Below are 18590 nucleotides of genomic sequence, written 5' to 3' on the forward strand. Positions count from 1 at the left end.
CCGCCGAAAGCGGCCCCTCCCCCTCATCATCTCTTTAGTGGCAGGGATTGATCTTGAAGCCCTTTCGGTATTCGGCCGTCGCCACCTCGCGCTCGATCGGCGAAAGCGCTCTGAAGCCACGCAACGGACTGCCAAGCGTGTGTCCGCGCACGTGATCGAGCGTCCACATGTCCTTGGAGTCGAAGCGCAGATGCGGTTGCGCGATCATGGTCTTGCCGTCGGGCCGGACAAAACCGAGATCCTTGATCGCGTCGGCGACGTCCCAGCCGTGATAGCAGTCCTCCCATTCACGGCGACCGCTGAAGCGGCCCATTGCCGGCGTCGCGCGGCCCTCGTATTCCGCGGCGAACGCCACCTTGTGGGTCCAACGGCAACCTTCGGAGCAGTAAGTGTAGATCTTGCCGTCGACCTCGTCGCAGACGAAGTCCTCGCGGATCAGGCAAGGGACCATGCAGCTCCAGCAGCGATGCGGGTATGAATAGCCCACCTCGCTGTTGAAGAGGATGTTGGTCTCGCCGGGCACGCTGAGCTTGGCGTGCCATTTCCAGAAGTCGCCGAATTCGGCGTACCAGCCCGGATATTTGTGCTCGAACCACTCGAAGTCCCGCTCGGTCTGGGCCTCGATACGCCAGAAGTTCACCGACCATCCGACCGTGAAGAACTGCGCGGTCTTGTGGACATAGTTCTTCTTGACGATCCGATCCCAGGCGGCGGCGACGTCATCGTGATGGATCTTGATGCCGTATTTCTCGAGCGGCAGCATGTAGGTCCGGTAATAGTCTTCGTAGATCCAGCGATGCCAGAGCTCGGCGTAGGACTCCTTGTTCTTGTCGCGGTTGGTCGTGCCGTACTCGATGAACGTCCCGATCGCGGCATCGACAATCGCGTGATTCTGCCAGAAGGCGTATTTCAGATCGCGCTCCAGCAACTGGTGGTTCGACGGATCGTTGATCATCGCCATCAGCATCGAGTGACCGTTGCCGATATGACGGGATTCGTCCGACTGGACCGACAGGAACACGGTCGGCAATGCATAGTCGCCGTTGCGCGCCGCTTCCGACGGCATCGCCACGAACAGGGTATTGGTGAAGGCGGTTTCCGCGACGACCGTCAGATAGACGTTGGCCGCGGTGATTGCGTCACCGGTCAGGAAGCCCTCGGCGAACTGGCGGCCGATCGTGGTCGCATAGCATTTGCCGAACGCGGCTTCCGTGATATCGAACCCGGCTGGATCGATGTAATTCTCCATGTACCACTTCTTGAGGTTCATCTGGATCGTCGAGTGCCGGAACTCGTCGACCATCTGCATGGTGAAGCCGGTGCGCAATTCCTCGCCGGGCGCCAACCGCCCGACCATCGCCATCGAACGCGCCGCCGAGATCTCCGGGAACGGGATGATCGCCAGGAACAGCTTCATCCACTCGACCCATCGCGGCTCGACATTGCGGAACATGTCGCCGCGCAACGCCGCATCCAGCGCGCCATAGACGCGGTTGTCTTTCTCTTCCTGCATCGGGAAATATGACCGCAGGACCTGCTTCATCGGGTCGCGCGGTGTCTTCGAGATCTTGTAGTCGGTTGGGAAAGTCATCGCCTCCTGCACGTAGCTTGGCGTCCAACCAAGGTCCGCGACGCGGTTGGCCGCTTCAGCGATGCTGATCCCCTTCTGCGCTGTGATCTTGTTCAGTGTCAGACTTGCAGACATTTCCAGCTCCTTTGAACGTTGCGTTATCTTCAGCATTCTCGCGTCGGTTCCAGGTCAATCCCCTGGATCGCCTTGTTGAAATTCTCAGCCGAAAAACACACTTTAAGTCCGTTAAATGGATTGGTTGATCTGTTGACTCGTCGCTTCACGTCAGCCCGGTTTCTCGGCGCTGACGGTCTCGTCACCTCCGTTGGCTCGTTTGATGAGAGGTTTGCCTTCGGCAACGAATTTCGCCGAGAGGACCAGCGCACCAGTAGCGAAATCCCTGCCGTGCGCGGCGATCATGGCCTCCGCGATCTCGGCCAGCTGAATGAAGAAGGCGTCTTTCGACCCGGCTTCCTCGCTCATGTCCGGTTGCGGAGACGGCATTTGTGCCTGTTGCTTTGATGCAATCATGGTTGCGTTGTTCCTGCTCATCATGCGTGCCCCGAACGTTGGTGGTCGCCGGACGAAGGACCGTTGTCGATCTCCAGCAGGGACGTGTCGAGCCATTCACGCTCGGCCACCAGGCGTCGATGCTCCTCCCGGAGCATCTCCAGGCGCGCGACCGCTCGCTCCAGTTCAGCATGCGCGTCGCGTCCGGCGTCGGCGCGCGCCGCGCTACGCACGGCGCACGCGAGTTCGATTTCGGCTCCGGCGCGCGCGTACTCATTCTTGATTTGCATCTCGTTGTTATCGACCATCTCGTCGATCAGCCTGTCCCGGGCAATCATCCGATCGCGGGCGCGCTGCAATTCGGCGGCTTCCTCGGCGGTGATCGGTGGCCGGCATCGGCTGTCCTTTGTCACTCGCACCACTCTCGTTCGATGATCTGGACCGAGGCTTTGCATGTCGCGGCACATGCCCTACGGGATCAGGACCGCGCGGCCATGAATGCGTCCATGATGCAGATCGTGAAGCGCGTCATTGGCCTGGCTCAGCCTGTATTCCTTGGTGTGGAGTTCGACGAGGCCGCGATCCGCGAGCGCCATCAGCTCCACCAGCTCGGCGTATGTGCCGACCAGATTGCCGACGATGGTCTTTTCCGATGTGATCATGTCGATGGTCGGGATATCGATCTTCCCACCATACCCGACGATGTAGTAGTAGCCGGCGTTCGCTGTCATCGACAGGCCCTTGGCGATAGCGTCACCCTCGCCAACAAAATCGATCACGGCCTCCGCGCCGCGCCCGTCGGTCAGCGCCAGCACCGCCTCGACTTCGTTGCCGTCTGCCTTCACGACATGATGTGCACCGCACTTCTTGGCGAGTTCGAGAGATTGTTCGGCGCGATCGACCACGATGATTTCTGCCGCGCAGAGCGCTGCGAGAACCTGGACGCCGATATGGCCCAGCCCACCGGCGCCGATCACCACGACATGTCCGCCGGGTAACAGATGACGGGATGCCTTCTTCGCGGCGCGATAAGCCGTCAGCCCGGCATCGGTGTAGGGAGCAACATCCTTCGGTGCGAGCGACTTCGGCAGCTTGATCAGGGAGCGCTGCCCCGTCAGCAGATACTGCGCATAGCCGCCATTGGCATTGATGCCGGGAAACGAGCTGTCCAGCGCATGCATGTCGTCGCCGCGCCGGCACGCGAGACAATGCCCGCTGGTCACCAGGGGATGACAAATTACGCTGTCGCCAACCTTGATCCCTTCGACACCCGGGCCGATCGCTTCGACCCAGCCGGCGTTCTCGTGGCCCATGATGTATGGAAGCTTGACGTCGACCTTGCTGCGCCAGATGCCCTCAACGATGTGCAGATCGGTGCGACAGACGCCGGCACCACCGATGCGCACGATCACGTCCATCGGGCGCGAGATCTTCGGGTCAGTTACGTCATCGAACTTGACGAACTCCTTCGCCGTCAGCTTCTCGTCGAACTCATGAAGCACCGCCGCTTTCATTAAACGCCTCCCCGGCAAAATTATTATTCTGTCGATCTGACGCGATCGCCATCTTGCTGAACAGTTGAGCAAGGGCTGTGCCAAGCGCACAACGGCCTGATCTTTCTATTGTTCTTGCGATCTCGGGAGTGCTCGCGCCGATCCGCCTCGGAGCAGACTTTGCGCGCGACTGTTCCGAGACGGAACAGTTCGACGGCAGCAACAGCGGGTGAGCAGAAATTTGGATTTTTGATTGTTTGATCTATGATCGTGAGAACCGCGCCACACGCGAGAACGACCCGAACCGGGCTACGACCAAGAGGAAATCGCCAAGCAGCGACTCCCGGAGGAGCTATGATGCTGACCGCCAGCCGACGCATGGACAATGCTTGGATGACGCTCGATCAGCGCGGCGCGCCGCCGGCAGAGCTGCTATCGGCCGATATCTACGACAGCTGGATGCGCTGCATTTCGCTTGGTCTCGATACATTGCGCCCTCCTTCGCCTGAGTTCGTGAGCACCGCCGTTTTGCGCCAGGAGCAGCAGCGCTGCTCACTGATTCGCGGCCTGGCGCTCGCGGAGATGCACACGCTGCATCAGCAGATTGCCGGCTCCAATTTCATGATCGCCTTTGCAAATGCCAACGGCCTGCTGCTCGACATCATCTCGGACTCGAGCTTCAGTGATGCCTCGAACGCAGCGAGCATTCGGCCCGGCACTATCTGGACTGAAGCCATTTGCGGCACCAACGGCCTCGGCACCGCCGCGTATCTCAAGCGGGCCATCGTCGTTCACGGGGGCGAGCACTTTTTCTCGCGCTACCACAATCTTACTTGCATCGCGGCGCCAATCTTCGCGCCCGATGGCGAACTGGCCGGAATACTGGATGCGTCATCGGATTGCATGTCGAGGCAGGCGCATACCCAGGCGCTCGTCGCGATGGCGGCAACCCAGATCGAGAATGGTCTGTTCCGCGAACATCACCGCGGAAACATCCTGATCGCTTTCCATAGCCGCGGCGAATATCTGCATACGTTGAGCGCGGGCCTGCTGGCCGTCGACAACGAGGGCAGGATCCTTGCAGCCAACAGGGCCGCAAGCGTCCTGCTGCATGGCCTGCCAGCCTTGCCGGGTCGTCGCTTCGCCGACGTCTTTCGTACGAAATTCAACGCCTTTGTCGATGAAGGCCGGCGCAAGGAACGCCAGCGCCTCGAGGACGAGGTCGGTAGCCAGTTCGTCGCAACAATCGAGAACGCGCGCCAGTTCTCGATGATGCAAGCCATCTCGCGGCCTCGGCCGTCGACGCCCAAGGACGTTCCCACCCAGTTCGTCTCCGCCGATCCGGCGATCGCTTCCATTGTCCAACGGGTGGGAGTCGCGGCGGTCCGCAAGATGCCGATCCTGATCCGTGGCGAAACCGGCACCGGCAAGGAGCAACTCGCCCGCCATGCTCATACCGCCAGTGGACGGGCCGGCGCTTTCGTCCCGGTGAATTGCGCAGCGCTCCCTGACAGCCTTATCGAGGCGGAGCTATTCGGCTATGCCGAGGGCGCTTTCACGGGAGCAAAAAAGGGCGGGGCTGCGGGACTGTTCAAGGAAGCGGACGGCGGAACGCTCTTCCTCGACGAGATCGGCGACATGCCGGTGACGTTGCAGGCCGTGCTGCTGCGCTTTCTGGACGATTGGACTGTCCGGCCGGTCGGTGGCACCAAACGTCAGCTCGACGTTCTCCTGGTGTCTGCCACCAATGCCAATCTCGACGACTCGATTGCGAAGGGCCGGTTCCGATCCGATTTGCTGTTTCGCCTCAACACGCTGGAGGTGACGTTACCGCCTTTGCGCGAGCGTTCCGATTTCGCCGAGATCGCGCGCTATTTGATCCACAAGATCGACCCCTTGATGGATTTGACCGCAGGGGCGATCGATCGTTTGGCCGAACTCGATTGGGATGGAAACATCCGCGAACTGCGCAACGTGCTTTCCCGATTGTCGCTGGCCGAGCCAGGAGATCTGATCGACGAGACATCGGTCGAGTCCGTACTTGCACATTCAGGCGGCGAGCGCTTGACCGGCAAGGCGGTGGGTGGTGGGCTCAAGGCCAATCTGCATGAGATTCAGCGCTCGCATGTGCTGACCGCGTATGCGGAAACGGGCAACAACATCAGCAAGACCGCGCGCCGCCTGGGCGTGTCGCGCAATACGATCTATCGTGCCCTGCGCGGCAACAAGGATTAGCACGATCGTGGCGAAGGCTCTGCGGCGGCAGCGCGATCCGGCTGTAACTGGAGGCGCTGAAGCCCAGCCCCTCGTCGGGTTCAATTGGGAGTGTCGCCATGTTTGAACCGGAAAACGGTCTCGAAGCCCTGATGCAGGCTGCCGCAAGGGACGCCAGCATCGTTCCAGCATTCTATCGCGCGTTGCTCGAGACGGAGATCTACATTCTGACGCCGGAAGCGCCGATGAAACCTGGACGCCGTCGCTCGCTCAAATTTCAGGAGGAGATCAACGTTGCAACGGTCTACTTCCAGAACATGAAATGGCACCCCACCTTCACCTCAAAGAAGCGCATCTACGACTATATAAAGCAGCCTGAGGTGTGCCTTGGCGCCGCCGCGCGCAATCTGTTCGAAATGTTGCCTGACTCTAATTTCTGGCTCAATCCGTTGTCCGAATGTCAGAAGCCACTGCCCGCCGCCGAGATCGCCCTCCTCATGAGTGGCGAGATCTTTCACATGCCGATTAAGTCCGCGCGATAGGCGCAGACTTCCTGCCAGATGCTGTCGGCCAAGCGGAATTATTTCGAAAAACGGCGCAGCGACATCAGTTCACTAGACCATCTGCCTGATTTCCTGAAGTGTGCCCGCAAGGCTCGTGCCGAGCCGGACGGATGGGAATTCGCCAGGCCGAGGTCGGAGCGGCGAGGACAATGATCGAATGAACAGAGGAGCGCTTTGGTCTCAAGCCGGAGCGGCTTGCCGGGGATACCGCTTACGGGGCTGCTCCGATGCTGAACTGGCTGGTCGAGGCGAAGGGCATCGCACCACATATCCCCGTGTTCGACAAGTCGAAGCGAGATGACGGTACCTTCTCGCGCAGCGACTTTCGATATGATCCGACCAGCGACGCCTACCACTGCCCCGGCCGGAAAGCGGCTCGGGACGAGCGGCACCGTGCACGGGGGCAAAACGCTTTTGTATCGTGCGAGCAAGCTCGACTGCGACGCATGCCCGCTTAAACCGCAGTGCTGTCCAAAAGAACCATCGCGCAAGATCCCGCGCAACATACATGAGCACGCCCGGGACGTCGCCCGGTCGTTCGCTGGCACCGAGGGATTCGAGACGTCGCGACGTCAGCGCAAGAAGATCGAGATGCGGTTTGCGCATTTGAAGCGCATCCTGAGGCTTGGTCGGCTTCGGCTTCGTGGCCCACGGGGCGCCCAGGACGAGTTTGTTCTTGCTGCAATCGCTCAAAATCTGAGGCGCCTCGCGCGTTAGGGTCGGCGGATCAAAGCCGGTCGGCCTTACCGAATGGCCGAAAGACATCCGTCGGTTACAGCCGACTTTTGCAACAAAATCGGCCATGCCCGGACATCGCCACAGGCGGGGCTAGCTGACATGTCGCTTGCTTGACACCTCTCGTAGCGTTGGTCTCTAATCCCCAGGCAAGTCCTGAGGCTGGAGGCGAAATTTTCGCCGCCAATCAAGAATAAGGCCAACTGCTCCGCCAGGCGAGTGCCGGGTAAAGGAGCAGAGGCTAAAAATAGCTTCCTGGGAGGGAACAATGGACAGACGCCAGACAATCAAAATGCTTGGTGGTGCGGCGGCGATCGCCGGTACCGGTTTTCCGGGGTTTGCTTTTGCGCAGGCTCAAAAGGAAATGGTCACGGTCGTGAAGATCGCCGGCATTCCGTGGTTCAACGCTCTTGAAAAGGGAATCCAGAAGGGCGCCAAGGACTTCAGCATCAATGCCACCATGGTTGGACCGGCGAACGTCGATCCGGCACAACAGGTAAAGCTGCTCGATGACCTGATCGCCAAAAAGGTCAACGTGATCGGCTTGGTGCCGCTGGACGTCAAAGTGTGCGAGCCGGTGCTCAAGCGCGCCCAGGCGGCCGGCATCAAAGTCATCACCCATGAGGGCCCCGAACAAGAAGGCCGTGACTGGAATGTCGAATTGATCGATTCCGTTCGCTTCGGTGAAGTGCAGATGGAGCGTCTCGCCAAGGACATGGGTGGCGAAGGCGATTACGTGGTTTATGTCGGGACGTTGACGACGCCGCTTCACAACAAATGGGCCGACGCCGCGATTGCCTATCAGCAGAAGAATTTCCCGAAAATGAAGCTCGTCGCCGACCGTTTCCCGGGCGCCGACGAGATCGATACCAGCCAGCGCACGACGCTTGACGTGATCAAGGCCTATCCGAACCTGCGCGGCATTCTCGGCTTCGGCTCGAATGGGCCGATCGGGGCCGGCAATGCGGTGCGTCAGCAACGCCTTGGCAAGAAGATCGCCGTGGTCGGCACGGTGCTGCCGAGCCAGGCGAAATCGCTCATCGCGGATGATACCATCCGCGAAGGTTTCCTGTGGAATCCCACCGATGCAGGTTACGCCATGGTTGCAGTTGCCAAGCTCGTGCTTGATGGCAAGCCAATCACGGATGGCGTCGATGTTCCCGGCCTCGGCAAGGCTGCGGTCGATGTGGCCGGCAAGCAGATCAAGGTCGACAAGATCATGCGGATCAACAAAGAAACCATCGACGGACTGATCGCCGGAGGACTCTAGAACTACACCACAGCCGCCTCGTCGCGCTGCATTCCCGGCTTTCCGGCCGGGAATGCGATCCGCGTCGAGGCGATCGCTTGACAAGCGGTCCCATTACAGGACGAAGCCTTGACGACTTTCCTGGAGATGTCCGGCATATCAAAGCGTTTCGGCGGCGTGCATGCGCTTCGCGACGTCGATCTGACGCTGGAGGTCGGAGAGGTGCATTGCCTTGTCGGCGAAAACGGATCCGGCAAGTCCACGCTGATCAAGATCATTTCCGGCGTCGAGGCGCCGGAACCAGGAGGCCGGATCGTCATTTCCGGCAAGGAGTACCCAAAACTAAGCCCGGTCTACTCCACCCATTGCGGCATTCAGGTCATCTATCAGGATCTATCGCTATTCTCCAACCTCACCGTCGTCGAGAACATCGCCATGGCGCACCATCTTGGCGGCGTCCACACGGTGAACTGGTCCTCTATGCGGGCCATCGCCATGGCCACAATGGCGAAGGTCGGCGTTGAGGTCGATCCAGAAACAAAAGTCTCCGAACTCAGCATTGCCGGACGGCAGCTGGTCGCGATCTGCCGGGCCTTGGCGGCGGATGCCAAACTTCTCATCATGGATGAGCCGACGGCGTCGCTGACCCGCCACGAGGTCAACACCTTGATCAAGCTCGTCAGCGACCTGAAAAGAAGCGGTATCTGCGTCGTATTCGTGAGCCATCGCCTCGACGAGGTGCTTGAAATTGCCGAACGCGTGACGGTGTTGCGGGACGGCGCCAAGGTAGGCACCTTTGCCGCAGCGACCATCGACGGCAGCAAACTCAGTCACCTGATGACCGGGAAGGCTTTCGAGTATCAGAGACAGGTGCCCGACCTTGCCGTGGGTGCGGTTGTTCTCGAAGTCCAGGGCCTTGGCCGCGATGGTGACTACGACAATGTGAGCTTGCAATTGCGCGCCGGAGAAGTCGTGGGCCTTACCGGATTGCTTGGATCGGGCCGAACCGAGCTCGCACTGTCGCTGTTCGGCATGAACCCACCCGATCGAGGCACCATGGCGCTTGACGGCCACCGCATCGCGCTGAACACGAATGCAGACGCGATCCGTCGAGGCATCGCCTACGTATCTGAAGACAGGCTTACACTTGGCCTCATCCTTGACCAGTCGATCACGTCGAACGTCACGCTGACTGTGCTGGAACGTCTCGTCGGCGCGTTCGGCCTGATTGGCGCACGCGCGCGGCAAAGCCATGTTGCGCGATGGGTCGCCGAACTCGGAATCAAGGTCTCTGATCCCAACAACCCGGTCAAGACGCTCTCCGGCGGCAATCAGCAGCGGATCGTGCTCGCCAAATGGATGGCGACCAACCCGCGGGTGCTTATCCTCGATAGCCCAACGGTCGGTGTCGACATCCGCGCTAAAGATGGGATTTATGAGATCATCCGGCGGCTGGCCCGCGAGGGCGTCGCAGTGCTGATGATATCAGACGAAATCCCCGAGGTACTTTATCACAGCCATCGCGTGCTGGTGATGCGCGAAGGGCGTTTGACCGCTGACGTGATGGCCGCAGACACCTCCGAAGATGCGCTTCGGCAGGCAGTCAATGCCTGAATCGCGGTTTGCTTCATTTGGCAGGTTTCGGCGCAGCCATGAGTTCTGGCTGTTGATCGTGATCCTCGTGCTCTGCGCCAGCCTGGGCGCGGCGAACGGCCAGTTCCTGACCATGCAGAATCTGTTCGACCTGCTGACTTCCTACTCATTCGTAGGCATCCTCGCCCTCGGGCTGCTCGTGGTGCTGATCGCCGGCGGAATCGACATCTCCTTCACGGCGACGGCATCGGTGGCGCAATATGTCACGCTTACGGTGGCGAACGCATACGGCGCGAACTGGATCTGCGTTTTTGCGATCGCGATCGGCATTGGCGGTGCGCTCGGCGCCCTCAACGCGATCTTCATCCAGAAGCTTCGGATACGATCAATCATCGTGTCCGTCGCAACGTTGAACATTTTCTATGGGCTGCTGATTTTCTTCACGGGCGGTAAATATATCTATTCGTTACCCGACTGGTTCGCGACCGGGATATTCTGGTTCGAGTTCGATTGGGGCAAGGATACGTCCTACGGCGTCAACCTGCAGATCCTCGCGCTCGGGTTCTCATTTCTCTTCACCTGGCTCCTGCTCAATCGTAGCAATATCGGTCGTCAAATCTACGCCATGGGGGGCAATACCGATGCCGCGCAGCGACTCGGCTTCCATGTCTTCGGCCTCAACATGCTGGTCTATTGCTACATGGGGGTCATGGCCGGTATCGCCTCACTGGTCCAGGCGCAGCTTGCACAGTCCGTCGCTCCGACGGTGCTGGTGGGCAAGGAGCTCGATGTGGTTGCGGCCGTCGTTCTCGGCGGCGCCAGCCTGATGGGCGGCGTCGGCACCGTTCTCGGCACGTTTCTGGGGTTGGCACTGCTCGCCATCCTGCAGAATGGAATCATTTTGCTGGGCGTTTCGTCCTACTGGTCGCCATTTTTTGTCGGGTTGGTCATTCTAATCTCGGTCTCGGCAACAGCCTGGTCGCAGCGAGAACGGCGGACCCGGAGCGCGCGGCCATGAGAAATGAGTCCACCCTCGCCCTTCGCGGACGCCTGATCCGTTTTGCCGGCAGCGGGACGATCGCAACCCTGATGCTGTTGTTGGTCGCGCTCTGGTTGGTGTTCGCCATTACCATCGGCGACCGGTTTTTCTCCGTCAACACGCTGCAATCGATGGCCTTCCAGATGCCGGAGCTCGGCATCCTTTCGCTTGCGATGATGCTGGCCTTGTTATCTGGCGGCCTCAACCTTTCCATCATCGCCACCGCTAATCTCTCCGGACTGACCATTGCCTTCCTGCTGACGCACTACATTCCGGGCACTCAAGGCATTGCCTGGGCCGGCGTACAGGTGCTGGCGATTGCGGCAGGGTTTGCCGTCGCGGCACTGGTCGGCCTTGTCAACGGATTTGTCATCGCCTATCTCGGCGTTTCGCCGATCCTCGCAACCCTCGGCACCATGACACTCTGCAAGGGACTCGCGATCGGCCTGACGCGCGGCAATGTCATCTCCGGATTTCCGGAGCCCATTGTTTTCATCGGCAATGGAACGGTTCTCGGGGTGCCTTTTGCCCTGATCGTGCTGGCGCTCTGTGCGTTGCCCGTCGCGCTCATGCTAAACGCAACGCCCTTCGGGGCAAGGGTTTACATGATCGGCTCGAACGAGAAGGCAACCCGCTACTCCGGCGTCGATACCCGTGCCGTCCTGCTCAAGCTATATGTCCTCTCGAGCCTGCTCGCCGGTGTCGCAGCGGTCGTCATGCTGGCACGTTTCAATTCAGCCAACGCGGCATATGGCGAGAGCTATCTGCTCGTCACCATTCTTGCAGCAGTGCTCGGTGGCGTCGATCCATTTGGCGGCTTTGGCAAAGTCGGCGGATTGCTGCTTGCGCTGATAATCCTTCAGGTGATCTCCTCGGCGTTCAACCTTCTCAATCTCAGCCAGTTACTCACTCTGGCGATCTGGGGTGGCATCCTGATTGCCGTTGCCGCGGTTCCTCATCTGGGCGGCAAAGCGCCCCGGTAGACAACGATGACAAGATCGGAAGCCTCTCCCCGGATCGCGGTTCTCGACATTGGCAAGACGAATCTGAAACTGCTGGTCGCGAGTGAGGACGGCTGGCCGCTCGAAACACTTTCGATCCCGAATGTGCCGAACACGGCAGGACCATACCTCGCCTATGATCTTGCCGGGCTGGAAGAGTGGTTCCTCGACACTTTGGCCGTGGTGACGCAACGCCACACCATCGGCGCGGTGATCGCGACCGCGCATGGGTGTGGCGCCGTTCTTGTCGAAGGTGACGAGCCAGTGCTGCCGATGATGGACTATGATGCGGTCTCGCCGCCTGAGATCGACCAGGCCTACGCCCGGATTGCGCCTGCCTATGATGAAGTGTTTTGCGGTATCAGCGGCGCGATGCGGCTCGGCAAGCAATTGCTCTGGCAGGAAAGCGCATATCCCGCCGAATTCGCCCGCGCGAAAACCTATCTTACGACTGCGCAGTACTTCGCCTTGCGGCTCGGCGGGTGTGCTGCAAGTGAAATTTCACAGCTCGCGGCTCAGAGCCATATCTGGGACCTTTTCCACCATCAGCCTTCCTCCCTGATGCGCAAGCGCGGCTGGGACCGTCTTCTGCCGGAGCGGGCATCCGCCGGTGCGGTGCTAGGGAGGGTTTCGGAGGCCGTAGCCAAGCGTACCGGCCTGGCGCGCTCGACCGAAATCCTCTGCGGCGTGCATGATTCCAACGCCAACCTGTTCCGCTACAAGGCCGCCGGCATGGCCGATACCTCGATCCTATCAACAGGCACCTGGATGATCGGCTTTCAGCGCGGCCTCGCGCTAGACAAGCTCGACGCCACACGCGGCATGGTGCTCAATATCGATGTCGACGGTGAGAACGTACCCTCCACGCTGATCGCGACAGGCCGCGAATACGACTTGATCAGCAGAGACCACGACGCTTCTGATGCAGCCGTCCTCACCGCATTGCCGAGTCTACTGGCCCTTGGAACCCTGGCACTCCCCTCCTTCGTTGGGGATGACGGACTGTTCCCCGGTGCAGCTCACCGCGGACGCATTATCGGACCGCGGCCCGAGACGCCAGCCGAATGGCAGGGGTTGGCAGTCCTCTACGCCGCATTCAGCGCAAACCGCTGTCTAGATGCGCTTGGCAGCTCGAAACACATCGTCATCGACGGTGGCTTCGCCGCCAACCTGCCCTTCGCGCGCGCTCTGGCCGCGTTGCGGCCATCGCAGAGCGTCTCCGTGAGCCAATCTCGGGATGGAACGGCGCTCGGCGCGGCGCTGCTGTGGCGGAGATTTTCGCGTACGATTCCGGTTTCGAGCGTGGTGCTTGAAGCTGTCACGCCGCTCGGCGAGGATGAGTGCAAACGCACCCTTTCCGCCGCCTATCAATCCTGGATTTCTTTTTCGGAGCACCCATCATGACAGACCGCAATCATGCCGATCTCCGCCAGGGCATCGTCGATACCTGCAAGGAGATGAACCGAAACGGTCTCAACCAAGGGACTTCCGGCAATCTTTCGCACCGGATTCCAAACGGCATGCTAATCACACCGACAAGCTTGCCCTACGAGCGCATGCGGCCAGAAGACATTGTCGCGATGGATTTTGCCGCGAATTACCAGGGCAACCATCGCCCTTCTTCAGAATGGCGTTTTCATCGCGATATTCTGCGAGCGCGGGACGACATAAACGTCGTGCTTCATACGCATTCCACCTTCAGCACCATTCTCGCCGTGCACGAGCGTGGCATTCCCTGCTTCCACTACATGGTCGCGGTAGCCGGTGGCAACGATATCCGTTGTTCGCCTTATGCCTGCTTCGGCACACAAGCGCTGTCGGATTATGCCGTCGATGCGCTCGAAGGACGAAATGCCTGCTTGCTCGGCCATCATGGCTTGATCGTAACGGCGCAGACATTTGAAAAGGCGCTTTGGCTTGCCGTGGAGGTGGAGACCCTGGCGAAGATGTATGTCCACGCGTTGGCGATCGGCGAACCTCCGCGCCTCAGCGAGACCGAAATGGCACAGGTCCACGAACAGATGAAACGCATGGGCTACGGCCAGGCGCCCGATCTTGACGACGTCGGTGATGTTCCACGCGCCACGCCCCAGTCGAAACTGGCGCCACATTGACTCAGAGTGTCGTTGAACGCGGCTAGTCTTCTCTTCGCTAAGGAAACTTGCAAGCAACTCTACCAGCCGCTGGTGATCAAGCGAAAATTATCAGACAGCGAGCCAATATCCCTTGTGAATATCGAACTTCACGGCGCCGTCGTCACGCATCTTCAACAAGAGCGACTGGCAATCGTCCTCATGCTTTATGTTCACGCGCTTCATGATCTCGAAAACCTTCAGAGGCTTTTCGCCAAGGGCAATCAGAATCTTGTCTCGATCAGTCATTGGGGCTCCTTGCATCGGCATCGGCGACCGTACGCGCTGTACAGATCGTCTGCAACGGCCGCGTTCGCTTGACGAGCTCTGTTCCGGGTCACCAGGCCCGAAGCTGCCGCGCCAATACAACAGCACGGAGCGAGCTTCGCTACCCCCAGCGCGACGACCACACCGGATACGTGCTCTTTTCGTTCGTGCACAGCCCGCGAGGGTGTCAGGCAAGCTCGCCTGCTGATGAGTGGGGGGCGACAGCATCCACGATCCTTGCCTTTCCGGCCGACGGAAGCGGTTTCCGCATTTGATGATGAGGTCGGACATCTCCGGTAAAGCGGAAGTCAGCCATAACGCCAATTATGTCGGCTGAGGGCCGTGAGCAGACGTACTACGCTCGTTCAACGCGGATCGAGCTGTGCGCCTTCCAAAAGGTACCGAAGCGCTCACCACCGGCTTCGCTTCGCCCATATTGCCTCACCAATGAGGCAGGATATTCGCGGCTCCCTTTCGGTCACCGAAACGATCCGGTCCCTGGGCACGCCGCCGGCAACCTCGAGCACGAGCTTTGTTCGGATCGCCTCCTTGAACCCGTCACGGCTTCTGATCGTCACCATAAACGAGCCTGACCCGCCAATCACACAATCCTCGTAATAGAGATCGAGGTCGTCGATGTCCATTTGCGACGGAAGCCTTCCTTCGAGCATGATCGGCAATCCGTTGATGGTAATGCCCCTTGCCAGCGCCGCATCACGTGCGATGGTAACTGGGCTTCCGTCGTTGTTCACGCCATCGCCGGAAACGTCGATCACACGCCGCAGTCCACGATACGGATCCGCATCGAACAGCGGCAATGCGAAATTTATCGCGCCAGAGATCGAGGTGCGTGAGCCCGTGCGAACCGGCGCTTTCGCGATTTCCGCCGCCACCACAGCTGCAGATTCGCGGCTGTCGATCAATCTCCACGGCACGATGATTTTCTGATCGCTCGGTCCAGACCATTCCACATAGACCAGGGCCAACCTTCGGTTCGGCCCGGCCTTGATCGCCTGGAGAAATTCGTTGGAAACGATGGCCTCCGCGTAACCCTCGCGCTGAAGCAAAAGCTCGCCAGGATCCATTGAATAGGAGACATCGACAGCAAGAACGAGTTCGACATCGACCGATGGATGCTCGCTGCCGGCAACCACTCGGTACCCCGAATTGAGGGCGGCCGTGTTGGCGACTTACCTCCGGCGATCACTCCAGCGATCAATGCCGCTGCGATGGAGACACGATGAAGCATGGTAGCCTCGCGCTGGTTCCTCTTCATGGTGGCAGAAACGCCGCTGCCTGATCGATCGGTCCAGTGCCGGGTGCGGATTGATGCGAGCGTGCGAAGACGAACCGAGATGTCACATGTATTTCGGAGGCGGCTCTGCCGTCCTGGCCGATGAGGATCAATCCGGCGCCGCCATTTGCTACATTCAGAACAATCGGCTCGCCACTCCACGTCTTGATTGGCTCCATTCCGATGATGAGAAATTCACCGATAGGCTGGTCAAGATATTGGATGCGCAATTGCGGGCCGACTTCGGCTGCCGCGAGTTCGAAGCCGAGCTGTCGAGCACGCGCGTAAACATCAGCCAAGGTCACAGTATCGGACGTGAATCCAAGCTGGGCTGGCGATACGAGGACAAGCTCCACGTCTGTCTTGCGAGAGCCAAGGATGAATGTCGGTCGAGCAAGTATTTCAGCGGCCTGCCCCCCGATACCGCAGCCCATGCCGTCCAGCTTATTGCGCAGTCCAAGCGGATCAGCGAAGGTACCAATGGTAATGGTCTTCCATGTCGCCACATCGCGGCCGGACTGAATGAGTTGCTGGGACACTTCGGCGGGGCGCGTCTTGAGCTTCAGCTGGTTTTGCAAGACATCGCGAGCCGTGCATTGAGCCCGCGCTGGATTGGTTGCGAACTGAACGATGCAGGCCGCGCACAGTATCGACACAATGAAGTGACGGCTGCCCCGGCGCGCGCGCGAATGACGGTCGGCTCCGCCGCAATGCGCCCTTCCCGCTGTGATGGCTATCGAAAATCTCTTCCGCATTTGCAATCTCGCGAGAAGAAAGGGACCACCGTCTGGTTGGACACACTCTGCGCCCCGTGAGCGCGGTGCAGCTTTCTCGGTATCGAGTTATTCGGTTACCGCGGGCTCAGGGCAGCGGCTCTCCGGTTGTCAACGTAGTGCAGGTCTGCGGGAAAACCGTACGAAAAGGCACGATAAAGGACGAAATCGGGCTCTGCCGCTGCCTTGAGACGCACTTTCCGTTCCGCTAAGATCAATGGCGGGAGGTGTGCGCATGACCTGCCTGCGGCTGAACGGATACACGCTCAATTTGGATCAGGCGCAGTTATTTGACCGGCACGGCCAGGCCGTTGAGCTGCGGCCTCAGGCTCTGGCAGTGTTGCTTGAATTGGGGCGCCGTCCCGGAGAGCTGGTTACAAAACTCGATCTCGGTGCGCGAGTGTGGCCGGGCGTTTCGGTCACCGACGACTCGCTCGTGCAATGCGTGGTCGAGATCCGGCGCGCGCTCGGTGACAGCCGGCAGCAAGTCGTGCGAACGATGCCACGACGTGGTTACCTTCTGATCGTTGACGCGGCCGACACGGCGCCGCGAGATGTGCGAAGATTCTATCGCCTGGCCGCCGCCCTTGCGATGGTGGCAGTCGCGATCGTGGCGGTCTGGCAACTTCTACTGCCCGGCGCCGGCTCCGGGCCCCCCAAGGTACACAACAGGATGGTGGCCGATGTTGCAGTTCTACCCCTGCGCGTACTTAACACCTCTCAGGAAGGCAGTCCGGACGGCAACGGATTAGCCTACATGATTGCCTCCGAACTTGCGCGCAACCCCGACCTGCACATCGTCTCAACCCTCGCCACAGCCGAACTTAGCGGCAAGAACCTGTCGCCGGCGCAGATCGCTGCGATGACCCGCGCTCGCTACCTTGTGGATGGCAGCGCGGAGAGACGCGGCGACCGGCTGCAGCTCCACGTGCAATTGATCGATTCCGGCAACAACCGCATCGTCTGGAGCGGCCGGTTCGAGCCCACTGCGCAGGACCTGCCCGACGTTACTGAAACGTTGATCTCTCGGATCAGCGCCTCGCTTGGTGCAACCGTGCGCGAGTCGGACCGGGCGGCGTTACGGAGCCGCGCGCCGGCCTCGCTTGATGTGCATGCGCGCGTGCTGCGCACGCTTGCGCTGACCATGGCACCAAGTTCCGAGAGCCTCCGCCAAGCGCGGCAGGAACTCGAACTGGCGGTCCGCCTTGATCCGAACTACGCGCCCGCGTGGACGGGACTCGGACTGGTGAAGAAGATGCTGATTTTTGGCCATCACGATCCTGGGCTCGGTCGTCAGGACTTGCCGCAGGCGATCGCTGACGTCAGGCGCGCGATTGCGCTGGACCCGCTGCGTGCCAGTTCGTGGCGAGTGCTGTCCTTAGTAACCGACGCAGGTCAGGACCCTGAGTCAGCGGTGAGCGCGGCCGAGCGGGCGATCGAGCTCGGCCCTGGCGATCCGGACAACTGGGTCGTCCTTGCCGGTGCATTGCATTATGCCGGTCGAACCCAGGCAGCGATTGAAGCCTTCGAGAAGGCGATCTCCTGGAACCCGGTACGCCCAGCACACTACGCGCTCTACGGGGCAAGGCTGCGCTATTCCGTGCAGGATTACGAGGATGCGCTGCGTTTCGCCCGCGAATGTATGGATCGAACACCTGCGATAGGTGTCTGCAAGGCGGTCTGGCTATCGTCGCTTATTCGTACCGGCCATGCCGCCGACGCGGAGGCGGCGTGGCCAGCTTTGGTCGCGGCCGCACCCTCTTTGCAGACGTGCCGGATGACGCCGCGGAATACGCCGATGGCTCTGGCGGTTGATGAGGACCTCGACAGACTTCGCAAGAGCAACACCTCGGCAATGGCCCAGTAAAGCTTCAGGCGAGTGAACCTGATGTGATCATTCCAAGTCGGCCTTTTTCGGCGCAGAAGCGGCTTCGAGGCCGTTCCGGATGGAGTGATCCGCGTCGCTTTGCCGTTTGAGGCCGGTGTCAAGGGCCGCCAACAGGCGACGTCCAGAAGCTACCAACCGAAGTGGCCTTTATTCAACTGTCTCTCTTCAATTTCGACATGACATCATCTCCGCCCGTGAGAACGTATCGAAGCGCGTACCCGATCAGCCAAGACGCCGCCGCTAGGCCCAGGCCAACCATTGCTAGATAG

General features: G+C 60.2%; 15 protein-coding genes and 2 pseudogenes. 11 read left to right on the forward strand and 6 right to left on the reverse strand.

What is annotated here, in order from left to right; all coding sequences use genetic code 11:
• Positions 1-34: 34 nt before the first annotated feature.
• The 4 genes from J4G43_RS42415 to J4G43_RS42430 form a co-directional block, all read right to left on the reverse strand.
• The gene (locus tag J4G43_RS42415) at positions 35-1705 is read right to left on the reverse strand and encodes an aromatic/alkene/methane monooxygenase hydroxylase/oxygenase subunit alpha (RefSeq protein ID WP_028156528.1); all 1671 of its coding nucleotides are present in this window, start codon (positions 1703-1705) and stop codon (positions 35-37) included.
• Positions 1706-1855: 150 nt separating this feature from the next.
• Positions 1856-2101, reverse strand: coding sequence for a hypothetical protein (locus J4G43_RS42420; RefSeq protein WP_063629851.1), 246 nt, complete (start codon positions 2099-2101; stop codon positions 1856-1858).
• A 20-nt stretch (positions 2102-2121) separates the two neighbouring features.
• Positions 2122-2493 carry a hypothetical protein gene (locus tag J4G43_RS42425; RefSeq protein WP_225005428.1) on the reverse strand — a complete coding sequence of 124 codons (372 nt, stop codon included), beginning with the start codon at positions 2491-2493 and terminating at the stop codon, positions 2122-2124.
• Positions 2494-2550: 57 nt separating this feature from the next.
• Positions 2551-3594 (reverse strand): NAD(P)-dependent alcohol dehydrogenase, encoded by a 1044-nt coding sequence (locus J4G43_RS42430; RefSeq protein ID WP_208088523.1) that lies wholly within the window; start codon positions 3592-3594, stop codon positions 2551-2553.
• A 336-nt stretch (positions 3595-3930) separates the two neighbouring features.
• Here J4G43_RS42430 and J4G43_RS42435 point away from each other — a divergent pair, with 336 nt between their 5' ends.
• The 9 genes and pseudogenes from J4G43_RS42435 (at position 3931) to J4G43_RS42475 (ending at position 14081) form a co-directional block, all read left to right on the forward strand.
• The gene (locus tag J4G43_RS42435; protein ID WP_208089560.1) at positions 3931-5808 is read left to right on the forward strand and encodes a sigma-54-dependent Fis family transcriptional regulator; all 1878 of its coding nucleotides are present in this window, start codon (positions 3931-3933) and stop codon (positions 5806-5808) included.
• A 98-nt stretch (positions 5809-5906) separates the two neighbouring features.
• Positions 5907-6329: an SseB family protein gene (locus J4G43_RS42440; RefSeq protein ID WP_208088524.1), complete on the forward strand. Its 423-nt coding sequence runs from the start codon at positions 5907-5909 to the stop codon at positions 6327-6329.
• Positions 6330-6466: 137 nt separating this feature from the next.
• Positions 6467-7067: pseudogene (locus tag J4G43_RS42445) on the forward strand (transposase); the annotation flags it as partial.
• Between the two features lie 286 nt (positions 7068-7353).
• Entirely contained in the window at positions 7354-8355 is a 1002-nt protein-coding gene (locus J4G43_RS42450) for an autoinducer 2 ABC transporter substrate-binding protein (RefSeq protein WP_028150067.1), read from the forward strand.
• A 108-nt stretch (positions 8356-8463) separates the two neighbouring features.
• The gene (locus J4G43_RS42455) at positions 8464-9948 is read left to right on the forward strand and encodes a sugar ABC transporter ATP-binding protein (protein WP_208088525.1); all 1485 of its coding nucleotides are present in this window, start codon (positions 8464-8466) and stop codon (positions 9946-9948) included.
• Entirely contained in the window at positions 9941-10945 is a 1005-nt protein-coding gene (locus J4G43_RS42460) for an ABC transporter permease (RefSeq protein WP_208088526.1), read from the forward strand. Before J4G43_RS42455 ends, J4G43_RS42460 begins: the two co-directional genes overlap by 8 nt.
• Entirely contained in the window at positions 10942-11949 is a 1008-nt protein-coding gene (locus tag J4G43_RS42465; protein ID WP_208088527.1) for an ABC transporter permease, read from the forward strand. The genes J4G43_RS42460 and J4G43_RS42465 overlap by 4 nt, the downstream gene beginning before the upstream one ends.
• 6 nt (positions 11950-11955) lie before the next feature.
• Positions 11956-13371: an acetate and sugar kinases/Hsc70/actin family protein gene (locus J4G43_RS42470; RefSeq protein ID WP_208088528.1), complete on the forward strand. Its 1416-nt coding sequence runs from the start codon at positions 11956-11958 to the stop codon at positions 13369-13371.
• Entirely contained in the window at positions 13368-14081 is a 714-nt protein-coding gene (locus J4G43_RS42475) for a class II aldolase/adducin family protein (protein ID WP_208088529.1), read from the forward strand. The genes J4G43_RS42470 and J4G43_RS42475 overlap by 4 nt, the downstream gene beginning before the upstream one ends.
• Positions 14082-14171: 90 nt before the next feature.
• On the opposite strand, the gene J4G43_RS42480 is transcribed toward J4G43_RS42475, so the two are convergent.
• Complete coding sequence (locus J4G43_RS42480) at positions 14172-14348, reverse strand: hypothetical protein (protein ID WP_208088530.1); 177 nt, start codon at positions 14346-14348, stop codon at positions 14172-14174.
• A 428-nt stretch (positions 14349-14776) separates the two neighbouring features.
• Positions 14777-15615: pseudogene (locus tag J4G43_RS42485) on the reverse strand (DUF1194 domain-containing protein).
• Positions 15616-15728: 113 nt separating this feature from the next.
• Here J4G43_RS42485 and J4G43_RS55760 point away from each other — a divergent pair.
• Together J4G43_RS55760 and J4G43_RS42495 are read left to right on the forward strand one after the other, a co-directional pair.
• Entirely contained in the window at positions 15729-16475 is a 747-nt protein-coding gene (locus J4G43_RS55760; protein ID WP_208088531.1) for a hypothetical protein, read from the forward strand.
• A 193-nt stretch (positions 16476-16668) separates the two neighbouring features.
• Entirely contained in the window at positions 16669-18300 is a 1632-nt protein-coding gene (locus J4G43_RS42495; RefSeq protein ID WP_208088532.1) for a winged helix-turn-helix domain-containing tetratricopeptide repeat protein, read from the forward strand.
• Positions 18301-18590: the final 290 nt, after the last annotated feature.

Origin of the sequence: Bradyrhizobium barranii subsp. barranii (genome assembly GCF_017565645.3) — a bacterium.
GTDB classification, from domain to species: domain Bacteria; phylum Pseudomonadota; class Alphaproteobacteria; order Rhizobiales; family Xanthobacteraceae; genus Bradyrhizobium; species Bradyrhizobium barranii.